The organism is Azorhizobium doebereinerae UFLA1-100, from assembly GCF_000473085.1.
Lineage (GTDB): Bacteria > Pseudomonadota > Alphaproteobacteria > Rhizobiales > Xanthobacteraceae > Azorhizobium > Azorhizobium doebereinerae.
In genome coordinates, this window is sequence record NZ_AXBA01000026.1 from 55320 (window position 1) to 76850 (window position 21531).

Annotated in this window: 19 protein-coding genes; 11 read left to right on the top strand and 8 right to left on the bottom strand. The window is 68.7% G+C overall.

Features of this window, described 5'->3' with window-relative positions; genetic code table 11:
* Positions 1-2: 2 nt before the first annotated feature.
* From YU1_RS0118090 to YU1_RS0118110, 5 genes are read left to right on the top strand one after another with little or no spacing between them, the layout of a single operon-like run.
* Positions 3-914: an NAD(P)-dependent oxidoreductase gene (locus YU1_RS0118090; protein ID WP_029005284.1), complete on the top strand. Its 912-nt coding sequence runs from the start codon at positions 3-5 to the stop codon at positions 912-914.
* Positions 911-1810, top strand: coding sequence for a branched-chain amino acid ABC transporter permease (locus YU1_RS0118095; protein ID WP_029005285.1), 900 nt, complete (start codon positions 911-913; stop codon positions 1808-1810). Before YU1_RS0118090 ends, YU1_RS0118095 begins: the two co-directional genes overlap by 4 nt.
* A gap of 43 nt (positions 1811-1853) precedes the next feature.
* A complete protein-coding gene (locus YU1_RS30080) occupies positions 1854-2777 on the top strand; it encodes a branched-chain amino acid ABC transporter permease (RefSeq protein WP_245263371.1) in 924 nt (307 codons plus the stop codon).
* Position 2778: 1 nt separating this feature from the next.
* Positions 2779-3579 (top strand): ABC transporter ATP-binding protein, encoded by an 801-nt coding sequence (locus YU1_RS0118105; protein ID WP_051357003.1) that lies wholly within the window; start codon positions 2779-2781, stop codon positions 3577-3579.
* A 25-nt stretch (positions 3580-3604) separates the two neighbouring features.
* Positions 3605-4300, top strand: coding sequence for an ABC transporter ATP-binding protein (locus YU1_RS0118110; RefSeq protein WP_245263372.1), 696 nt, complete (start codon positions 3605-3607; stop codon positions 4298-4300).
* A 117-nt stretch (positions 4301-4417) separates the two neighbouring features.
* Here the strand turns inward: YU1_RS0118110 and YU1_RS0118115 are convergent, their stop codons facing one another.
* The 3 genes from YU1_RS0118115 to YU1_RS0118125 form a co-directional block, all read right to left on the bottom strand.
* The gene (locus YU1_RS0118115; RefSeq protein WP_029005288.1) at positions 4418-7516 is read right to left on the bottom strand and encodes an efflux RND transporter permease subunit; all 3099 of its coding nucleotides are present in this window, start codon (positions 7514-7516) and stop codon (positions 4418-4420) included.
* Between the two features lie 12 nt (positions 7517-7528).
* A complete protein-coding gene (locus tag YU1_RS0118120) occupies positions 7529-8650 on the bottom strand; it encodes an efflux RND transporter periplasmic adaptor subunit (RefSeq protein ID WP_029005289.1) in 1122 nt (373 codons plus the stop codon).
* 111 nt (positions 8651-8761) lie between these two features.
* Positions 8762-10267: an efflux transporter outer membrane subunit gene (locus YU1_RS0118125; RefSeq protein ID WP_035715816.1), complete on the bottom strand. Its 1506-nt coding sequence runs from the start codon at positions 10265-10267 to the stop codon at positions 8762-8764.
* Between the two features lie 177 nt (positions 10268-10444).
* Between YU1_RS0118125 and YU1_RS0118130 the strand changes: the two genes are divergently transcribed.
* Positions 10445-11071: a TetR/AcrR family transcriptional regulator gene (locus tag YU1_RS0118130; protein WP_029005291.1), complete on the top strand. Its 627-nt coding sequence runs from the start codon at positions 10445-10447 to the stop codon at positions 11069-11071.
* 174 nt (positions 11072-11245) lie between these two features.
* Here YU1_RS0118130 and YU1_RS0118135 read toward each other — a convergent pair whose 3' ends face one another.
* The 5 genes from YU1_RS0118135 to YU1_RS0118155 all read right to left on the bottom strand — a co-directional run bounded on the left by YU1_RS0118135 (position 11246) and on the right by YU1_RS0118155 (position 16149).
* Positions 11246-11701, bottom strand: coding sequence for a MarR family winged helix-turn-helix transcriptional regulator (locus tag YU1_RS0118135; RefSeq protein ID WP_029005292.1), 456 nt, complete (start codon positions 11699-11701; stop codon positions 11246-11248).
* A 65-nt stretch (positions 11702-11766) separates the two neighbouring features.
* A complete protein-coding gene (locus tag YU1_RS0118140; protein WP_051357005.1) occupies positions 11767-13155 on the bottom strand; it encodes an MATE family efflux transporter in 1389 nt (462 codons plus the stop codon).
* 19 nt (positions 13156-13174) lie between these two features.
* The gene (locus YU1_RS0118145) at positions 13175-14359 is read right to left on the bottom strand and encodes a thiolase family protein (protein WP_029005294.1); all 1185 of its coding nucleotides are present in this window, start codon (positions 14357-14359) and stop codon (positions 13175-13177) included.
* A 48-nt stretch (positions 14360-14407) separates the two neighbouring features.
* On the bottom strand, positions 14408-15706 hold the full coding sequence (locus YU1_RS0118150; RefSeq protein ID WP_035715819.1) for an MFS transporter: 1299 nt from the start codon (positions 15704-15706) through the stop codon (positions 14408-14410).
* Between the two features lie 44 nt (positions 15707-15750).
* Positions 15751-16149, bottom strand: a complete 399-nt coding sequence (locus YU1_RS0118155; RefSeq protein ID WP_029005296.1) for a MarR family winged helix-turn-helix transcriptional regulator — start codon at positions 16147-16149, stop codon at positions 15751-15753.
* Positions 16150-16436: 287 nt separating this feature from the next.
* On the opposite strand from YU1_RS0118155, the gene rfbF reads away from it, so the two are divergent.
* Genes rfbF through YU1_RS0118180 form a run of 5 tightly spaced genes read left to right on the top strand, consistent with a single transcriptional unit; the run spans position 16437 to position 21339 of the window.
* Positions 16437-17210 carry a glucose-1-phosphate cytidylyltransferase gene (gene rfbF, locus YU1_RS0118160; RefSeq protein WP_029005297.1) on the top strand — a complete coding sequence of 258 codons (774 nt, stop codon included), beginning with the start codon at positions 16437-16439 and terminating at the stop codon, positions 17208-17210.
* A complete protein-coding gene (gene rfbG / locus YU1_RS0118165; protein WP_029005298.1) occupies positions 17201-18262 on the top strand; it encodes a CDP-glucose 4,6-dehydratase in 1062 nt (353 codons plus the stop codon). The genes rfbF and rfbG overlap by 10 nt, the downstream gene beginning before the upstream one ends.
* A complete protein-coding gene (locus YU1_RS0118170; protein ID WP_029005299.1) occupies positions 18259-19491 on the top strand; it encodes a class I SAM-dependent methyltransferase in 1233 nt (410 codons plus the stop codon). Before rfbG ends, YU1_RS0118170 begins: the two co-directional genes overlap by 4 nt.
* A 10-nt stretch (positions 19492-19501) precedes the next feature.
* The gene (gene rfbC, locus YU1_RS0118175) at positions 19502-20032 is read left to right on the top strand and encodes a dTDP-4-dehydrorhamnose 3,5-epimerase (protein WP_029005300.1); all 531 of its coding nucleotides are present in this window, start codon (positions 19502-19504) and stop codon (positions 20030-20032) included.
* Positions 20029-21339: a glycosyltransferase family A protein gene (locus YU1_RS0118180; protein WP_051357006.1), complete on the top strand. Its 1311-nt coding sequence runs from the start codon at positions 20029-20031 to the stop codon at positions 21337-21339. Before rfbC ends, YU1_RS0118180 begins: the two co-directional genes overlap by 4 nt.
* The last annotated feature ends 192 nt before the right edge of the window (positions 21340-21531 follow it).

Here is a 21531-nt window from a genome sequence, read left to right on the forward strand (position 1 = left end):
CAATGACCTCGCACGAAACGATCGGATTCATCGGGCTGGGCGTGATGGGCGGACCGATGTGCCGCAACCTCGCCCAGAAGCACGAGGGGGCGGTGACCGCCTTCGACCTCAATGCCGCGGCGCTCGCGGACCTGTCGGACACCAAGGCCGCTGTCGCAGCTTCCGTTGCTGAAGTGGCGCGCGCGGCGGATGTGATCTTCCTGTCCCTGCCCGGCGACGCGCAAGTGGAGCGGGTCTGCACGGGCCCCGACGGCATCCTTGCCGCCGCCCGGCCGGGCTCGGTGGTGGTGGATCTCAGCACCACGTCGGTCGGCGCGGCGCACCGGGTCGGGGCGGCGCTCGCCGCCCGCGGCATCGGCTTTGCCGACGCGCCCGTCGCCCGGACGCGCGAGGCGGCGCGCAAGGGGGAACTGAGCATCATGGTGGGGGCCAGCCCGGAGGTCTTCGAACGGATCCGGCCGCTTCTCGGCCACATGGGCACCGATGTCACCCATTGCGGTCAGATCGGCACCGGGCAGACGGTGAAGCTGATCAACAACAATCTGCTGTTCGAGCATGTGGTCGCGCTGGCCGAGATGATGGTGCTCGGAGAGCGGGCGGGGGTCGCGCCCCAGGTCCTGCTGGAGGCGGTCTCCAAGGGCTCGGGAGACAGCTTCGCCCTGCGCAATCACGGCATGAAGGCCATGTTGCCCCGGGCCTTCCCGGAGAAGGCGTTTCCGCCCGAATATGTGCTGAAGGACATCGACTACCTGCTCGCGCTGGCCAAGGAGCACGGCTTCGATGCCAAGGCCGTGGAGCTGGCCCGGCGCTATTACGAGGCGGCCCGGACGCAGGGCGTCTCCGGGCGGTATTTCCCCTGCGTGATCGAGGTGATCGAGGCCGGCGCCGCGCGCGACCTGCAGGTCGCGTCGTGAGCGGGCTTTTCGCCCTTTTCCAGGACTTGCCGACCCTGCTCTGGTCCGGCCTCGTTTCAGGCTGCCTGTATGGCCTCGGCGCGCTCGGCCTGGTGATGGTCTTCAAGAGCTCGCGGGTGGTCAATTTCGCGCACGGCAATCTGGCGGGACTGGCCGCCTTCCTGGTCTACGGCTTCTCGTCCGGCGTCCTGCTCAACCTGTCCTGGGGCAGCGCCGTCGCGCTGTCCCTCGGCCTCACCTGCCTTGTCGGCGTGCTCGCCTATGCGGTGATCGCCCCGCTGGTGTTCAAGTCCGATCTCACCAGCACCATCGCCACGCTGGGCATAGGCCTCATCCTCCAGGGCACGATCCAGATCGTGTTCGGGGCGGAGATCGTCAGCTTGGAACTGCCCATCCCGTCGTTCGGGTTCGGCGTGGGGGGGCTGCGGATCACGGCCTACGACCTGACCGTCCTGGCGGTCACGATCCTGATGATCGGTTCGCTGTTCTTCGTCATCGAGCGCACCAAGCTCGGCATCGCCTTCCGCGCGGTCTGCTCGAACCCCTTCGCCAGCCGCGTCTGCGGCTTGAACCTGCGCCTGGTCCACCTGTTCTCGTGGGTGTCCGGGGCGGTCCTGGGGCTGGTGGCCGCGCTGCTCATCGTTCCCACCACCTTCCTGAGCTCGACGACGGTCGCCTCGTTCATGCTGACCGCCTTCACGGCCGCGGTGGTCGGGGGATTTTCGAGCCTTCCGGGCGCCGCGGTCGGCGGCATCCTGGTGGGTGTCGCGATGAACCTGTTCTCCTTCTACGTCTCGCCCGAGTTCATGAACACCTTCCTGCTTGGGGTCATCATGCTCACCTTGAACTTCTTTCCCGACGGTCTCCTCGAAAAGGCGGTAGGTGGCCGTGTCTGAGCTTGTGCATCCCGAAGGGGCCATCCGGAGCCCGGCCCGCGCCGTGCCCGATCTGCGCAAATGGCTCGCCGCGCTGGTCGTGGCCGTCCTGGCGGTGCTGCCGATGCTGTCGGGCTCGTTCCTGCTCTACAGCCTGTCGCTCTGCTTCGCCAATGCGATCGCCGTGCTCTCGGTCAGCGTTCTGGTGCGATATGGCGGCGAGGTGTCCATCGGGCACAGCTTCTTCGTCGCGCTGGGCGCGTACACCGTGGCCGTCATGGAGAAGCATCTCGGCCTGGGGCTGTGGATCAGCCTGCCGGTCGCCCTGCTCATGGGCTTCGCGGCCGGGTTGCTGTTCGCGGTCCCTTCCCGCCGCATGTCCGGCATATATCTCGCCGTCGCCAGCATGGCTCTGGCTCTCAGCCTTCCTGAGCTGCTGATCCATATGGAGCGGTGGACCGGGGGATTCGAGGGCCTGTATATCTCCCGCGACCTTCTGCCCGGCGTCGCGAAGGCCGGTCAGCGATACTATTTCGCCTTGGCCGCCCTCATCCTGGTCTGTCTGGCCATGGCGCATTTCCGCGGCTCCCGCCAGGGCATGGCGCTGCTTCTGGCGCGCGCCCATCCCCGCGCCGCGGAGGCCTTCGGAATCACCCGGAGCTGGGCGCGCATCAGCGTCTTTGCCTTGAGCGCCACGCTGGCATCGCTCTCCGGCGCGGTGGTGGCGTTTGCGAGCTCCACCGTGTCGCCCAACAGCTTCACGCTCTGGAGCGGAATCTTCTACCTGGTGGGCTCGGTGGTCAGCCTGCAGGGCACATCGCTCCTCGCGGCGCTGGTCGGGGGCGGGATCATTACCCTGGTTCCGCAGTATCTGGCTGGCGCGGGAGACTATGTGCCCATCCTGTACGGCTCCGCGCTGCTGATCGTGACCCTGCTCGCCAACAGCGGCTCCGGCCTGCGCCGCCTCCTGCCCGGCAAGGGAGCCTGATATGGCGATCATCCATGCGGAAGCGGCGCCCGAGACGCGGGGGGCGCTCGTCGCGAGCGGCATAAACCTGTCGTTCGGCGGCATCGATGTGCTCAAGGGCGTCGACCTGGACCTCCGGCCCGGATTGGTCACGGGTCTGATCGGGCCGAACGGGGCTGGCAAGACCAGCCTCTTCAACTGCCTGACGGGCCTGTATCATCCGAACCGGGGACGGATCGCGCTCGGCGATACGGCGCTTGATGTGCTGTCTCCGGCGCGCAGGGCTGGCCTGGGCATGGTGCGTTCGTTTCAGCACATGGCGCTGAGCCCCGATCTCACCCTGCTGGAAAACGTCATGACCGGCCTGACGCTGTCTCGCCGCAGCGGATGGGGCAGTGCCTTCCTGCCCATGCCGCGCGGCCGCGCGGAGACGCAGGATGCCCGGCGCAGGGCGATGGCGGCGCTCGATGAGCTCGGCATCGCCGGAGCGGCGGATCTTGCCCCTCCGGAACTGCCGCCCGGCACGCAGCGCCTGGGGGAAATCGCCCGTGCCCTCGTCGGGGGGCCGAAGGTGCTCCTGCTGGACGAGCCCGCCGCCGGCTTGAACGCCGTGGAAACGCGCGACCTGACGCGCGCTTTGCGGCGGGTCATGCATCCCGCGCTCATCATGGTGGTGGTGGAGCATGACATGGACCTGATCATGCAGCTGTGCGACCAGATCTACGTGCTCAACTTCGGCAAGGTCATCGCCTGCGGTTCGCCGGAGGCGGTCCAGGCCGATCCGGAGGTCCTGCGGGTCTATCTCGGGGCTGGCGATGAATGATCTTCTGAAAGTCCGGGGCCTGCGCGTGCGCTACGGCGCCACCTGCGGCGTTGCCGATGTGGAGCTTGCCGTGCCATCCGGCGCGGTCGTCTCGTTGCTCGGCGCGAACGGCGCCGGCAAGTCCTCGATCCTGAAGGGGGTGGCCGGATTGGCCGAGGCCGAGGGCGAGGTGATCTTCGCGGGGCGGGACCTCAGCCGGGCCTCCGCGCGCGAGCGGGTCAGGAGCGGCATAGTCTATGTGCCGGAGGGGCGCGAGATTGTCGCGGCGCTGACCGTGGACGAGAACCTCACCCTGGGCGGCTTCATGCTCGACGGCAGAACGCGTGCCGCGCGGCGCAGCACGATCCTGGATCTCTTCCCGGAAATCTCCAACAGAACGCGGGCGCCGGCCTGGATGCTGAGCGGGGGCGAACAGCAGATGCTCGCGATCGGCCGGGCCCTCATGAGCGCGCCCCGGCTGCTGCTGCTGGACGAGCCGTCCCTGGGCCTGGCGCCCCTGCTCATCCGGCGCGTGTTCGAGCGGCTCGGGCAAATCCGCTCGGAGACCGGCCTCTCGATCCTGCTCGTCGAGCAGAATTACGCGATGGTCTCGCGCTTCTCGGACATTCTCTATTTCGTGCGCAGCGGCCAGATATCCGGTCACCGGCTGGCAAGCGAGATCGACGTGTCGGAGGAGGGGCGCCGGGAGCTTCTCGAATCCTATCTCGGCGCCCGGCACTGAACATCCGCAGACCGTGTCGGGGAGGCCGCACCGCACCCCCCTTGGCAGGCCGGTGCCGGCGGCGTCATCGCCACCGGCACGTCCAGCCACCCGCACGCCCAAGTGGGCCGTGCTGGATCAGGCCTGATGCGGCGCGGGAGCGGCGCCGTCAGCTTCCGTCTCGGGTTCCACTTCCGCGTGGGTGTGGGCCTTGGCGATCAGCACATAGGCGGCGGGCACGACGTAGAGCGTGAACAGCGTGCCGATGGCGAGGCCGGTGGCGATGACGAGGCCGAGGTTGTAGCGCGAGGCGGCGCCCGCGCCTGAGGCGAAGATCAGCGGTAGCACGCCGAGCACCATGGCCGCCGTGGTCATCAGGATCGGCCGCAGCCGCAGCGTCGCGGCGCCGATGATCGCCTCGCGCTTCGACTTGCCGGCGATCTGCAGCTCGTTGGCCACCTCCAACATCAGGATGCCGTGCTTGCTGATGAGGCCCATCAGCGTGGTCAGGCCCACCTGGGTGTAGATGTTGATGCTGGCGCCGCCGATGCCGATGCTGATGAAGATCAGCGCGCCGGCCAGCGACATGGGCACCGAGAGCAGGATCACCACCGGGTCGCGGAAGCTGTTGAACAGCGCCGCCAGCGACAGGAAGATCACGATCAGGGCGAAGGCGAAGGTGGTGACGAAGCCGCCGCTTTCCTGCACATACTGACGCGAGGCGCCACCGAAATCGAGGGTGTAGCCGGTGGGCAGGGTGCGCTGGGCGAGGTCCTTCAGCGCGGTGATGGCGTCGCCCGTGGTGACGCCCGGCGCCACCACGCCGGCGATGGTGGCGGCGTTCACCTGCTGGAAGTGGTTGAGCGATTCCGGCACCGTCTTGGTCTCGATGCGGGCCACGGTGGAGAGCGGAACCATGGTGCCGTCCCCGGTGCGGATGTAATAATCCAGCACCTGAGCGGTGTTGAGGCGGGCCTCCTGCTTCACTTGGGGGATCACCTTGTAGGAGCGCCCGTCGAGGCTGAAGTAGTTGACATAGCCGCCGCCCAGCAGGCTGGACAGGGCGCCGCCCACGTCGCTCATCTTCAGGCCGAGCAGCGAGGTCTTCTCGCGGTCGATGGTGACGGAGGCCTGCGGCTGGTCGATCTTCAGGTCGTTGTTGAGGAAGATGAACAGGCCGGTCTCGAGCGCATCCTGGAGGAACTTGGCCGCCACCGCGTTCAGCTTGTCGAAGCCATCGGTGGTGCCGATCACGATCTGCATGGGCAGGCCGTTCGATCCCGGCAGGGGCGATTGCTGGAAGGCCACGATGTTCTGCCCAGCCACCTGGTTCAGCTCCTGCTGGATCATCGGCTGGAGGGTCTTCGTCGTCTGCTTGCGCTGGTCCCAGGGCTTCAGCACCCAGCCGGCGATGCTGGTGCCGGGGGCCTCCACCTGGAACACCGTGTCGGTCTCCGGGTGCTTGGCGAAGGTCTCGTAGGTCTGCTTGCCGTAGAGCAGCTTCTGCTCCAGCGTCGCGTCGGGCGCGGAGATGGTCTGGGCGAGGATGATGCCCTGGTCTTCCTCCGGGGCAAGCTCGCTTTGCGAGGAGCCGTACAGCCAGTAGACGCTGCACAGCACGAGGCCGGCGAACACGGCGATGACCGGGAGATAGTTCAGGGCGCCGGCGAGCGAGCGGGAATAGGCGCCGGTCACGGCTCCCATCACCCGGTCCACGGCCATCACCATGCGGGATTCCAGGTCGCCGCCGGCATGGTCCACGGGCTTGAGCATGTAGGCCGACATCATCGGCGTCAGGGTCAGGGCCACCACGGCGGAAATGGTCACCGCGCCCACCAGCGTGAAGGCGAACTCGGTGAACAGCGCGCCGGTGAGGCCGCCCTGGAAGCCGATCGGCACATAGACCGCGATCAGCACCACCGTCATGGCGATGATCGGGTTGGCCAACTGCCGGGCGGCGGTGAACGCCGCCTGGAGCGGCTTCATGCCTTCCTCCATGTGGTGGTTGACGCTTTCCACCACGATGATGGCGTCGTCCACCACCAGGCCGATGGCGAGCACCAGGGCCAGCAGCGTGAGCAGGTTGATGCTGAAGCCGAACGCCAGCATCATCAGGAAGGTGCCGATGAGCGACAGCGGGATGGCGATGACCGGGATCAGCACCGAGCGCCAGGAGCCCAGGAAGGCGAACACCACCAGCGTGACGATGACCAGGGCCTCGACCAGCGTATGGATCACCTCCTCGATGGAGCTGTTCACGAAGTCGGAGCTGTCATAGATCACGCCCATGGTCAGCCCGTTGGGCAACTGCTTCTCGATGTCGGGCAGCGCCGCGCGCACGCCCTTGATGACGTCGAGCAGGTTGGCGGTCGGGGCGATCTGGATGCCGATGTAGACCGACTGGCGGCCGTTGAACATGGTGGCGCTGTCGTAGTCGTCCGCGCCCAGCGTAACGTTGGCCACGTCCTTGAGCCGGACGATGGCGCCGTTGGCCGACTTGACGATGAGGTTCTTGAACTCGTCCACATTGTGCAGGCTGGTGGAGGCGGTGAGGTTCACCTGCACCATCTGCCCCTTGGTGTTGCCGAGGCTGGCGATATAGTCGTTGTTGGCAAGCGCGGTGGAAACCTCGGAGGCGGTGACGCCATAGGCGGCGAGCCGGATCGGGTCGAGCCAGGCGCGCATGGCGAAGGTCTTGCTGCCCAGCAGCTCCGCGGTCTGCACGCCTTCAACCGCCTGGAGCTTCGGCTGCACTACGCGGATCAGATAGTCGGTGATCTGGTTGGGCGCGATGACCTCGCTGCGGAAGCCGATATACATGGAATCGATGGTCTGGCCGACCTTCACCGTCAGCACCGGCTGCTGCGACCCGGAGGGCAATTGGTTGAGCACCGAATTGACCTTGGTGTTGATCTCGGTGAGCGCCTTTCCGGTATCGTAGTTGAGGCGCAGATTGACCGTGATGGTGCTGGTGCCGGTGGTGCTGGTGGAGGTCATGTAGTCGATGCCGTTCGCCTGGGCGACGGCATTTTCCAGCGGCGTGGTGATGAAGCCCGCCACCACCTCCGGGTCGGCGCCCGGATAGGTGGTCGTCACCGTGACGATGGCGTTCTGGGTCCGCGGATATTGCAGGATGGGCATCGAGCTCATGGCCCTGAGGCCGAGCACGAGGATCATCAGGCTGACGACGATGGCCAGGACCGGCCGGCGGATGAAGATGTCGGTGAAGGATGACATGGCGGCCTCCGCTCAGCGATCGACGATGGTGGGAGCGGGGTTGTCGGCTGGCAGGACGGCGTTGTTCACGCTTACCTGCGAGCCGTTATGCAGCTTCATCTGGCCGGCCACCACCACCTGCTCGCCGGCCTTCACGCCGGACGTGATGGCGATCTGGTCGCCGCGCGCCTCGCCGGTCTTCACGAACACCTGCCTGACGGCGAGCCCGGTGGCCGAGCCCTCCTTCTTCTCCACCACGAAGACGATGTCGCCATAGGGGTTGGCGGTGATGGCGGTCTGCGGCAGCGTCACCAGATCGGCGGGGGAGCCCACCTGGATGTCCACCGTGGCGAACATGCCGGGCACGAGGCGGTGGTCGGCGTTGGCGAACTCGGCACGCACCTGCACGTTGCGCGAGGACGAATCCACCTTGGGGCTGATGGCCGTGATGGTGCCCTCGAACGCGTCGCCCGGATAGGTGTCCACCTTCGCCTTCACCTTCTGGCCGGCCCTGATGTCGGCGAGGGCCTGCTGCGGCAGGTAGAAGTCGATGAAGATCGGGTCCAGCGACTGGAGCGTCACCACCGACGTGCCGGCGCTCACATACTGGCCGAGGTCGACGGAGCGGATGCCGAGGCGCCCGGAGAAGGGGGCCCGCAGGGCCTTCTTGTCCACCACTGCCTGCTGCTCGGCCACCTGGGCCAGCGCCTTCTTCAGGTTGGCGGTGTCGCTGTCCACGGTCGCCTGGCTGACGGCGTGGATCTTGAGCTGCTCCTGGTCACGCTTGAGGGTGATGGCGTTGATGTCGGCCGTCGCCTTCAGCGCCTCCAGGTTCGCGGTCTCCTGGTCGGCGCGCAGTTGAAGCAGGAGCTGGCCTTCCTTCACCTCGTCGCCGGACTTGAAGGTGAGCTGCGAGACGATGCCGGAGCTCTCCAGCGCGAGGTCCGCGCCTTCCTCCGCGCGGACGCTGCCGACCGCCTTGACCGAGGTCTGCCAGGGCGTGACCGAGGCCTCCATGGTGGCGACGGTCTGCGGCGGGTCGCGCAGCGAGGCCAGGGCCTGCTTGATCATGGTCGCCTTGAATGCCTGGAAGCCGTAGAGCGCGCCGAAGACGAGGCCGACGGCGACGAGCATGATGATCATGCGCTTTTTCATGTGTGGTCTCTCCTGGCCCGTGCGGGGCCGGCAATGCCTGCAAGCTGTGTGGGGCGCGGCGCGTGGTGCGCTCAGGCCCGGTCAGTGGTGGCCCGGTCAGTGGCGGTCCGGTCAGTGGTCCTGGAAATAGCCCGCGTCGGTGCGCGGGAAGGCCTGCGCCGTCTGGTCCACCCGGTTCCACCAGCCCCCGCCGAGGGCCTGGAACAGGGCGGCGGTGTCGCTGAAGCGCGAGGCCTGGGCCTTGACGCGGGCGATGACGGCCTGCTGGTAGTTCTGCTCGGCGGTGAGCACCGAGGGATAGGTCACCGCGCCCGCCAGATACTGGGTGCGGGAGATCTTCACGCTGTCCTGCGCGGCCCGCTCGTAGGCGAGCTGGGCCTTGAGCGTGCTGGCGTCGGCCTCGATGGCGCGCAGCGAATCCGCCACGTCCTTGAAGGCGGTGATCACCGTGCTCTTGTAGGTGGCGAAGGCCTGGTCGCGGCTGGCGATGGCGGCTTCCTTGTCGTGGAACAGCGTGCCGCCGTCGAACACCGTCTGCGACACGCTGGAGGCCACGCTCCAGGCCGCATTGCCCGGCGAGAACAGGCTGCCCGCGGTCAGGCTGTTGCGGGCGTAGCTGCCGCTCAGCGTCACCTGCGGCAGCATGTTGGCGACGTTCACGCCCACCGTCGCGGTGGCCTTGTGCAGGCTGGCTTCCGCCGAGGCGATGTCGGGCCGCTGGCGGACCAGGGCGGACGGCACGCTGACCGGCAGGTCGCGCGGCAAGGTGAGGCTCGACAGGGTGACATGCTCACCGCGATCCTCGCTCGGCAGGCGGCCGAGATAGGCCATCAGCTGGTTGCGCTGCTGGGCGAGCTGCTTCTGCAGAGGCGGCAGCGTGGCCTGGGTCTGCGCGAGGTTCGACTGCTGCGACAGCACGTCGGACTGGGCCACGGCGCCCAGCTCGAACTGGCGCTGGATCAGGGTGAGCTGTTCCTGCTCCGACTTGATGATGTCGTTGGTGGCGTCGATCTGCGCCCGCAGCGAGGCGTCGGTGATGGCCGCCGTGACCACGTTGGCGGTCAGCGAGAGATAGGTCGCCTCCAACTGGTACTGCTGGTAATCCGCCTGGGCCTGGAGCGCTTCCACCTGGCGGCGGGTGCCGCCCCAGACGTCGAGCGCATAGGATACGCTCACCCCGGAATTGTAGAGCGTGTAGGGCGAATAGCCCGACGTGCTGCTGGGCAGGCCCGAGGTCGCCGGTGCCGCCTGCTCGCGGGTGACCGAGCCATTGGCCGACACCTGCGGGAACAGGCTGCCTTGCTCGGCCAGCACGTTCTCGCGGGCGGCCCGAAGCGCCGCCTGGGCGGAGGCGATGTCGGGATGGTTGGCGATGGCCTCCTGCACGAAGGCATCGATCTGCTTGTTGCGGAACACCTTCCACCAGTCGCCCGGCAGGTCGCGGCCGGGGCGGAACACCTGCGTGCCGCCGCCATGGACGTCGGCGGAGGTGGTCGGCTTGGGGGTACCCTCGGGGCCGTAGCTGTTCACCAGTGGGGCCTGCGGCGGAACGGAATCCGGACCGACCATGCAGCCGTGCAGAACCAGCAGGGACACCCCCGCGGCGGCGATCTTCATGCGGGCGGCGGACGGGCGGAGGCTATTCTCGTTCAGAGCGGACTGCGACACGGGGGCACCCGAAAAAATGAACCGAACCGTTCAGTTCTGCGATAGTGTGTTAAGATCGGGGCAGCCGGGAGTCAATGCCTACCGAACCGTTTAGTTCGATGAAATGGCGAAAAAAGGGTGGCGAGGATGGTGGGGGTTGCGGACGCCGATCAGGCCGAAAAGCCGTTGAGCAAAAAAGGGTTGCAGATCTTTGCCGGGGCCAGGGCGGTGTTTCTGGACAGCGGCTACGACGCTTCCACCATGGACGCCATCGCGCGCGAGGCAGGGGTTTCCAAGGCCACGCTTTACGCGCATTTCGCCAACAAGGAGGATCTGTTCGAGGCGATGATCCGGCAGGAATGCCGTGCCATCGGCGGGCGGATCTACAAGCCGGACGCCACCCGGCGCGACATCAGGCACGAGCTGCTGGAGATGGCGCGCAACATCAGCGCCATCTTCACCGCGCACGACGGGCTGGACCTGTACCGGGTTCTCGTCCCCGTGGCCCCGCGCTTCCCCCGCCTGGCGCGGGCCTTCTTTGACGAGGGGCCCGGCGTGTGCCTCCGACAGTTCTCGACCTTCCTGCGCGCGCTCTGCGATCAGGGGCGTCTGCAGATCCCGGACGTCGATCTCGCCGCCGAGCAGTTCATGTCGCTGATCCGCGGCGAGATGGATCTCAGCGGCGCGCTGGCCTTGCCGCCGCGCCCGCCGGAGGCGGTGGAAGCGCTGATCCGCGGCGGCATCACCATGTTCCTGGACTATTACGAGGCCTGAGGACGCTGTTCGGCGGGGTCGGCGGAGGGGGCGGGCGGCCGGGGGGCGGTATCGGCCGCCCGCGGACGCCTCCGGGCGGGACTTGAAGACCCGGCGTCGTCGTTCGAGCGTATATTAATGCATATGCACATATTTGGGCGTCGGGTACTGATCGCGTGCTCACTCGGGGCGAGGTCAGTCCTGTTCGGCGCTGATGGCCTCAAGGCCGGACATCAGTGCCGCCAGATCACCCCGGCTGAGGGGCGCGGCGACGGCTTCGTTGACGGTGCGCCAGCGCGCGATGGCTTCGCCCAGGAGCGCCTGCCCCTCGCGCGTCAGCGTGATCCGGCGGACCCGCCTGTCCTTCACATCGGCACGGATCTCGACCAGTCCGCGGCGCTCCAGCGGTTGCAGGTTCTTGGTGGCGGTGGTGCGGTCCATCCCCAGATCGGCCGCCACCTGGCTCACCGTGCGCGGCTTCGGCGCTGCCAGCGCCATCAGCAGGGTGAACTGCCAATTGCTGAGACCGACGGGGCGGAAGGCCTCGTCGAAACGCTTGCCCACGGTCCGGCTCGCCTGCTGGATGCGCCGGCACAGGCACGAGCCGGCGACCAGGGAGACAACGGATGCATCGAGCGGCGCGGGTTCCATGCGTCATGTATGTGCATATACACGTATCTGTCAACGGGCTCTCTGCTCACGTGCCATGTCCCGGCTCATCGCAGGAAGGCACCGGTGCGCACGGCGGCGAACACCGTCGCCCCATAGACGACGAGCGCCAGGGCGAGGGCCGCGAACAAGGCGGGCAGGGCGCCGGTGAGCGTCAGCGCCAGCCAACCTCCGCCGAGCGCGATCAGCACGCGCAGGAAGCCGCCGGCCAGCGGCCAGAACAGGCGCCCCGCGCCCTGCGCGGCGAAATAGAGCGACAGGCCGAGCCCGAAGAAGCCGTAGGTCGGGCCGACGATGCGCAGATAGGCCGAGCCGGCCTCGATCATGTCCGGCTCGGCGCTGAACAGCGCCAGCCACGCGCCGGGGAAGGCGGCGGCCGCGAGGCCGATCGCCTCGGTGATGGCGAAGGCGAGGCCCGCGCCGGTGAGGGTGATCGTCAGCGCGCGGTCGAACCGGCCGGCGCCCATATTGGTGCCGACCATGGCCACCATCGGCGCGCCGATGCCGAACACCAGCGGAATGAGCAGGTATTCAAGCCGCACCCCGGTGCCGAAGCCCGCGACGGCGCCGATGCCCGCATGGGCGGCCACCAGGGCGGTCGAGCCGGCGATGATCAGGTTGGTCTGGATGGAATTGATGGCCGACAGGCCGCCCACGCGCAGGATGCCGGCGAACAGGCGCCAGCGCATCCGCGCGCGCTGGAAGCGCACCGGGTTCCGCCCGGCCTGGATGTGCCAGGCCATGGCCAGCGTGCCGGCGGCGTAATAGGCGACGAGCGCGGCGCCGCCGCCGGCGATCCCCAGCGGTGGGATGGGGCCGAGGCCGAAGATCAGCACCGGCGACACCGGCACCAGGAAGACCACGCCCACGCAGGTCACGACCGCCGGATAGAGCATGTTGCCGGTGCCGCGGATCACGCTCGCCAGGCCGTTCATCAGCCAGACGAAGACGGTGCCGGCGAAGGCGACGTTGGAATAGATGAGAGCGGCCTCCAGGTCGCCCGCCGATCCGCCGAGGAGGCGGTAGATCGGCCGGCCGGCGAGCAGGAACAGGGCGGAGAAGCCGAGGCCGAGGATCAGGTTGATGACCACCGCGTGCAGCACCAGCGCGTTGGCGTCCTCCCGCCGGCCCGCGCCGAGGGCGCGGGCGATGGCGGAGGAGACGGCGCCGCCGATGGCGCCGGCGGAAATGGTGGTCATGAGCATGACGGCGGGAAACACCAGCGCCATGCCGGCCAGCGCGTCGGTGCCGAGCTTGGCCACCCACCAGGTCTCGATCAGCCCGGTGGAGGCCTGGGCGAGCATGATGAGCACGTTCGGCCAGGCGAGGCGGACGAGCAGCGGCAGGATCGGCGCCTCGAGCAGGCGCACCGTGCGATGGTCGATGGCGGCTGCCGCCGGGGCGCGGGGCAGGGACGTGGCGGCGATGTCGGCCATGGGGCTGCTGCTCCGGCGCTCAAAGGGTCTCAAGGGCGAGCGCGATCCCCTGGCCGCCGCCGATGCACAGGGTGACGATACCCCGGGACAGGCCGTCGCGCGCCATGGAATGCAGCAGGCGGGTAACAAGGATGGCGCCGGTGGCGCCGATCGGGTGGCCGTGCGCCACCGCGCCGCCCTCCACGTTCACGATGTCCTCCGGCAGGCCGAGTTCGCGGGCGACGGCGAGGGGCACGGCGGCGAACGCCTCGTTGATCTCCACCCGCTCGATGTCGCCGAGCGTCCAGCCGGCGCGGGCCAGCGCCTTGCGCACCGCGGGCACGGGGCCGAGGCCGAACAGCCCCGGCTCCACCGCCGCCACGCCATAGCCGGCCAGCCGGGCCATGGGGACGACGCCCTTGCGCTCGGCGAAGGCGCGGTCGGCGACGATCATCGCCGCGGCCCCGCTGTTCAGCCCCGGCGCATTGCCGGCGGTGATGCTGCCCTCCGGGCGGAAGGCGGGCTTCAGCTTGGCGAGGGTCTCCAGCGTGGTCTCGGGCCGGGGAGCCTCGTCGGTGGCGAACAGCTCGGTACCCTTGCGGCCCTTCAGCTCCACAGCGACGATCTCGGGCATGAACAGGCCGGCGTCACGGGCCGCGGCGAAGCGCTGCTGGGAGCGGGCGGCGAAGGCATCCTGCTCGGCGCGGGTGATCTGGAGCTTGGTGACGAGATCCTCCGTGTGCCAGCCCGAGTGCTGGCCGGAGAAGGCATCGTTGAGCCCGTCGGTGAGCATGCTGTCGAGGATCTGCGCCGGGCCCATGCGATAGCCCCAACGGCCGCCATCCATGAGGTAGGGCGCGCGGTCCATGTTCTCCATGCCGCCGGCCACCGCCGCTTCGGCCGCGCCGGCGGCGATCTCCTGCGCCGAGGTCACGATGGCCTGGGCGCCGGAGCCGCAGACCCGGTTGACGGTCATGGCCGGCACGTCCACCGGCAGGCCGCCGCCGATGCTGGCCTGGCGGGCGGGGTTCATGCGGTTGCCCGCCTGGACGACGTTTCCCATCACCACGGTGCCGATTTCGCCGGGTTCGAGGCCCGAGCGGCGCAGTGTCTCGCGCACGGCGATGGCGCCCAGCTCGGTGGCCGGCGTGGCCTTGAGCGCGCCGTTATAGGCGCCGATGGCCGTGCGCACGGGATGGGCGAGGATGATGTCGGGCTGGCTCATGGGAAGGTCTCCTGTTGCAGGTTCAGGCCGTGGCCTGCCGCGGAATGGTCAGGCCGGCGTGCCGGCGCGGGTCGGCGCGCGGACCGCGAGCACGGCGAGCGCGGCGACGAGGCAGAGCAGGCCGGCGACGAAGAAGGCGGGGAGGTAGGTCTGGTAGACCGTGCGGCTGAAGCCGGCGCCGTAGGCGGCGCAGGCCGCGCCGATCTGGTGGCCGGCGAACACCCAGCCGAACACCAGGTTGGCCCGCTCGCCATAGCGGTCCGCGATCAGCTTCACGGTGGGCGGAACGGTGGCGATCCAGTCCAGCCCATAGAAGACGGCGAACAGGGACAGGCCGTAGAAGCTGAAGTCGGTGAACGGCAGATAGAGCAGCGAGAGGCCGCGCAGGCCGTAATACCAGAACAGCAGCTTGCGGCTGTCGAAGCGGTCGGAGAGCCAACCCGAGCCGATGGTGCCGAAGAAATCGAAGAAGCCGATCAGCGCCAGCATGGAGGCGGCGGTCACCGAGGCCATGCCGAAGTCGCCGCACAGCGAGACGAAATGGGTCTGGATCAGGCCGTTGGTGCTGGCGCCGCAGATGAAGAAGGTGCCGAACAGCACCCAGAAGGTGCGCGACCCGGAGACCTCGCGCAGCACCAGCAGCGGCGAGGCCAGCATGGCGCCGAAGCTGGACGGCGCGGGCGCGGGCACCGGCGCTGCGGCGCCATAGGGAGCAAGGCCGATGTCCGACGGCCGGTCGCGCATCAGCGCCAGCACGGCGACCGCCGCCACCAGCAGCAGGGCCAGCATCACGGCGAGGGCGCTGCGCCACCCCATGGTCTCGGTCAGTTGCGCCAGCAGCGGCAGGAAGGCGAGCTGGCCGGTGGCGCTGCTGGCGGTGAGCAGGCCCATGACCAGCCCGCGCCGATGCGCGAACCAGCGCTGCGCCACGGTGGCGCCGAGCACCATGGCGGTGAGCCCGGTGCCCATGCCCACCACGACGCCCCAGAGCAGCACGAGGTGCCAGACCCTGGTCATGGCGAACGAGCCGAGGATGCCCGCCGCGATGAGAGAGAGCGCCACGGTGGCCACGCGGCGCAGGCCGAAGCGGTTGATGAAGGCGGCCGCGAACGGGCCGAGCACGCCGTAGAGCACGAGGCGGACGGCGAGGCTGGAGGAAATGTCCGCCGTCGCCCAGCCGAACTCCTTCTGGAGCGGGGCGATGAGCACGCCGGGCGCGCCCACGGCGCCGGCGGTGACCAGCATGGTCAGGAAGGTGACGCCGACGACCACCCATCCGTAATGGATGCCGCGGCGGGCCAGGAAGGTGGGCAAGGCGGCGGTCTCGGGGACGGGAAGCGCGGTCATTCAGTCACCTATTTACGGGTATATACCCGTGAAAACGCCGAAAATCACAGACTTTCGAGCAGGCGCGTGAGCGTCTCGATATGCGCCGTGCCGAGCCGGTCCTCCAGCCCGCGCTGGCAGCTCTGCCAGACGGGGGCCGCCGCGCGCAGCACCTCTTCCCCCTGCGGGGTGAGCCGTACCACGGCTTCCCGCTGGTCCGCGCCGCGCCCCATGGCCACCAGCTTCATGCGTTCCAGCACGCGCACGTTCCGCCCCACCGTGGAGCGCTCCAGCGCGGCGAGCCGGCCGACGTCCGTCAGGCTGGCCGGCTGGCGCCGCTCGATGATCCGCAGCAGGGAATATTGCGCGATGTTGATGCCCAGCGGCGCCAAGGCCTCGTCATAGACGGTGGCGACCTTGCGCGCCGCCGTCCTCAGCTTGTTGCAGTAGCAGGGCGAATTCATATTACGTGTATATACCCGGTTATGCGGGCTGTCCACCCCGGCCGCCCCACCGCGGCCGCCGGCCGGGCGGGCGTCCGGCGAGGGGGCGGGCGCCATGTAAGGCCTTGACGAAACAGGCGGCGCGGCGGCGAAATGGTATCTCCATGCTAGCCCAAGCCTCGCACAAGCAAGGGGTCCTTAAGTGGGGGCAATGGTTCATTGGGCGACCACGGAATCGCCATGCCGCCCGGCCTCAGCGTGATGGCCGGCGGGTGCGGGCCGCAGGCCGCCACGGGGGGAGAACGGGGATGAAGGTCGTCATTCTGGCCGGCGGGCGCGGCTCGCGCCTCGCGGAGGAAACCAGCGTGCGGCCGAAGCCGCTGGTGGAGATCGGCGACAAGCCGATCCTCTGGCACATCATGAGCATCTATGCCCATCACGGCTTCAACGAATTCATCGTCTGCGCCGGCTACAAGGGCTACCAGATCAAGGAATACTTCGCCAACCTGGTGCTCCACCATTCCGACGTGACGGTGGATCTCGGCCGCAACCTCGTCCACTACCACCAGTCGGACAAGCCGAACTGGCGGGTTTCCATCGTGGATACCGGCCTCGACACCATGACCGGCGGCCGCCTGAAGCGCGTGAAGCCCTATCTGACGCCGGGCGAGACCTTCCTGATGACCTATGGCGACGGCGTCGCCGACGTGGACGTGACCAAGGAGGTGGCGTTCCACAAGGCGCACGGCCTCCAGGCGACCATGTGCGCCGTGGCCCCGCCCGGCCGCTTCGGCAGCGCCAATATCGAGGGCAACAAGGTCTCCGCCTTCGTGGAGAAGCCGATCGCTGGCAACCAGCGCATCAACGCCGGCTTCTTCGTGTTGCAGCCGGAAGTGCTCGACCTGATCGAGAATGACGACACGGTGTGGGAGGGCGGGCCGCTGGAGGCGCTGGTGGCGCAGGGCCAGCTCGCCGCCTATCCGCACGACGGCTTCTGGCGCCCCATGGACACGCTGCGCGAGCGCATCCAGCTGGAGGAAATGTGGAATTCCGGCCGCGCCCCCTGGAAGGTGTGGGCGTGAGCACCTTCTGGCGCGGCCGCCGCGTCCTCGTCACCGGGCATACCGGCTTCAAGGGCGCGTGGCTCTGCCTGTGGCTGGAGCGGCTGGGCGCGCAGGTGAGCGCGCTCGCGCTGGCGCCGGACACCGAGCCGGCGCTCTATGACGTGCTGAAGCCCTGGACCGGCCAGTCGCACCACGAGGCGGACATCCGCGATCTCGCCGCGCTCAGCGCCGGGGTGGCGGCCGCCGAGCCGGAGATCGTCATCCACATGGCCGCCCAGGCGCTGGTGCGCCGCTCCTATGCGGACCCGGTGGAGACCTTCGCCACCAATGTCCTGGGCACGGTGAACCTGCTCTCCGCCGTGCGCGGCGTGCCGGGCATCGAGGCGGTGGTCGTGGTCACCACCGACAAGGTCTATGCCAACGACAATGCCGGCCGCCCGTTCGGCGAGGACGACGCGCTCGGCGGCAAGGACCCCTACAGCAGTTCCAAGGCCTGCGCGGAGCTGGCCACCCAGTGCTTCCGCGACAGCTTCTTCAGCACCGTCGGGCCGAAGATCGCCACCGCGCGCGCCGGCAACGTCATCGGTGGCGGCGACTGGTCGGCGGACCGGCTGGTGCCGGATTTCGTCCGCGCGCTTTCCGCCGGCGCGCCGGTGCGGCTGCGCTATCCCGACAGCGTGCGGCCGTGGCAGCACGTGCTGGAGCCGTTGTCGGGCTATCTAACCCTCGCCGAGGTGCTGGTGAGCCGCCCCGACGCCGCCCCCACGGCGATCAATTTCGGCCCCGACCCGGACAGCTTCGCCTCGGTGGCGCAGGTGGCCGAGGGGCTCGGCCGGGCGTTCGGCATGACGACGCCTTGGCTGCCGGCCGGCGGCACCCATCCGCCGGAGGCCAAGGCCCTGCTGCTGCGCTCGGATCGCGCGGCGGAGGCGCTGGGCTGGCGGCCCCGCCTGTCCATGGCGGACACCATTTCCTGGACCGCCGACTGGTACCGCGCCTACCGCGCGGGCGCCGACATGCGCGCGGTCTGCCTGGAGCAGATCGCCCGATACGAGGAGCTTGCGTCGTGAAGGCCGGACACTGCCGTTTCTGCAACACCCCGCTCCGGCTCTCCTTCGTGGACCTCGGCGCCATGCCGCTGGCCAATTCCTACGTGCCGCCCGAGCGCGCGGGGGAGCCCGAGCCGAGCTTCCCGCTGCGCGCCAGCGTGTGCGAAAAGTGCCGCCTGGTGCAGGCGGACGCCTTCGTGCCGCCGGAGGAGATCTTCGGCCACTACGCCTATTTCTCCTCCTTCAGCGACAGCTGGGTGGCGCATGCGAAGCGCTTCGCCCACATGGCCATCGCGCGCTTCGGCATCGGCCCGAAATCTCTGGTGGTGGAGGTCGCCAGCAATGACGGCTACCTGCTGCGCCATTTCGTCGAGGCCGGCGTGCCGGTGCTGGGCATCGAGCCCGCCGCCAATGTGGCGGAAGCGGCGCGGGCCATCGGCGTGCGCAGCGAGGCGCGCTTCTTCGGCGCCGCGACGGCGGACGACATCGTCGCCCGCGAGGGCGGCGCGGATCTGGTGGTCGCCAACAACGTGCTGGCCCACGTGCCGGACATCAATGATTTCGTCGAGGGCTTCGCCCGTGTGCTGAAGCCCGAGGGCGTCATCAGCATCGAGTTCCCGCACCTGCTGCGGCTGATCGAGCAGGTGCAGTTCGACACCGTCTATCACGAGCACTTCTATTATCTCTCGCTGCTGGCGGTGGAACAGGTGCTCGCCGCCCACGGCCTCAGGGTGTTCGACGTGGAGGAATGGCCGACCCATGGCGGCAGCCTGCGCGTCTTTGCCTGCCTGAAGGGCGCGTCCCACACGGAAGGGCCGGGCGTCGCCAAGGTGCGCGCCGACGAGGCGGCGGCCGGGCTCGACCAGGATGCCATCTATGCCGATTTCCAGCGCCGCGTGACGCCGATCCGCGACGGCCTGCTGGCCTTCCTGAGACAGGCCAAGGCGGAGGGCAAGAGCGTCGCCGCCTATGGCGCGGCGGCCAAGGGCAACACGCTGCTCAACTTCTCCGGCGTCACCACCGACCTCATCGCCTATGTGGTGGACCGCAATCCGCACAAGCAGGGCCATCTGCTGCCGGGCAGCCATCTGCCGGTGCATGCCCCCGAGAAGCTCGCCGAGACCCGGCCGGACTATGTGCTGATCCTGCCCTGGAACATCAAGGACGAGGTGGTGGCCGCCAACGCCGCCGTGCGCGAGTGGGGCGGGCGCTTCGTCATCGCCGTGCCCGCTCTGACGGTGCTGCCATGACGGTGCTGCCATGAAGATCAGCCCGACCTCCGTGGACGGCGTGATGGCGGTGGAGGTGACCCCGTTCAGCGACGAGCGGGGGCTGTTCGCCCGCACCTTCTGCGCCGAGACCTTCGCCGCCCACGGCATGGCCGAGGTCTTCCCGCAACAGAACACCTCGTTCAACCCGCGCGCCGGCACGCTGCGCGGGCTGCATATGCAGGCCGAGCCGAATGCGGAAGCCAAGCTGGTGCGCGCCACCCGCGGCCGCATCTATGACGTGGCCGTGGACCTGCGGCCCGCATCTCCCACCTATCGCGCCTGGACGGCGGTGGAGCTGGACGCGGCGCGCCGCAACGCCCTCTACATTCCGGGCGGCTGCGCCCACGGCTTCCTCACCCTCGAAGACGACAGCGAGGTCTTCTACCTCATGTCGCGGACCTATGTGCCCGAGCTCGCCCGCACCTATCGCTGGAACGATCCGGCGTTCGGCGTGGCCTGGCCGGCGGACCCCATTCTCATTTCGGCCCGAGACGCCGCCGCAGAGGACTACAAGCCATGAACGCGCCCTTCGACACTGCCGCGGTGCCCGGCGACGCGCCAGCGATCCGGCCCGAGGTGCCTGCTGACGTCACGCTCAGCATCTGCATTCCCACCTACAATCGCGCGCCCTTCCTGGAGCATCTCTTCCCGCACCTGAAGGAGGCCTCCAAGGCGTTCGACTTCAGCTACGAGATCGTGGTCTCGGACAATTGCTCGCCGGACAACACGCCCGAGGTGGTGGAGCGCTTCCGCGCCGAGGGCATGCCGATCCGCTACTATCGCCAGGAGGAGAACAAGCTGCTCTCCAACCTGCTCAGCGTCTATCACCGGGCGCGCGGCAAGTATCTGGTCTATCTGGCCGACGACGATCTCATCATTCCCGAGGCGCTGGCGGACAACATCCGCTACATGCTGGCCAATCCCGAGATCCGCGCCGTCTACACGCCCTGGGAGATCTATGACGACCTCAACAAGGTCTCCGGCGGCGCCTTCTACAGCCAGGAGGAGGACCTGATGGTGTTCGGGCCGGGCCAGGAGACCGACCTGTTCACCACGCTGGTGAAGGACCACATTTTCCCCGAGACGGTCATCTACCGGGCGGATGCCGCGCGCGCCATCGTGTCGGCCCCGCGCTTCTGCTACTGGGCCTTCACCTATCTGGCCCAGACCGTGGCGGAGGGGCCGGTGGCGCTGCGCAACGTGCCCTTCTATCGCTCGGTGACCCTCACCCCGGTGGCGCCCAATCGCGGGCAGCAGGGCGTGGAGGGCGCCATGACCAGCTGGGACGATTATCGCGGCGGCCTGGAATACATGATCTTCAGCCTGCTGCGGCGGGGCAATCTGTCCGCCACCCCGCAGATGACCGAAGGCGTGCGCCAGCTGATCGATCACTTCGTGGCCACTCGCATGCGGGTGGCGCTGCGCCTGTGGCTGGAGCGCAAGGATTATATCCGCGCCTATGAGCTCATCGCGCGCCTCAACCACCTGGCGCCGTCGGCGATGGCCGACATGCAGGGCCTGGAGAACCTGCCCCTGCTCGCCCTGGCGCAGACGCTGGCGCGCCTCGCCAACGGCATCGCCGAGATCGAGCGGCTGGTGATCGCCGGCGCGGACGACGGCCAGGCGCTGGGCAACCTGCTGCGCGATACCGGGCTGGAGCGGCGCATCCTGGCGATGCCGCCGCCCAAGGCGCCGTCCGAGAAGAACCTGCGCACCAGCGTCGTCTTCATCGCCCGCGACGACCTCCGCCAGGAGTTTCTGGACCAGGGCTACGAGCCCGGCCTCATCATCAGCGAGCGGGACATCCGCGCGACCATCCTGTTGTAGGCCGGGGGCGCCGGCGCCCCTCCGCGGGCGGCCGGCGCGAACCCGTCCCGAACCGATCGGGCGCGCGTCGGCCCGGCATGCTGCCGGGAGCCGGCGCGCGCCTCGTGTGCGTGGGGCGCCGGTTCGCGCGGCGCGTGGCCTGGATGCAAAGGCGGTGGCGCCGCCCGGGCGCCCCTGAGGCGGGAAGGCCTG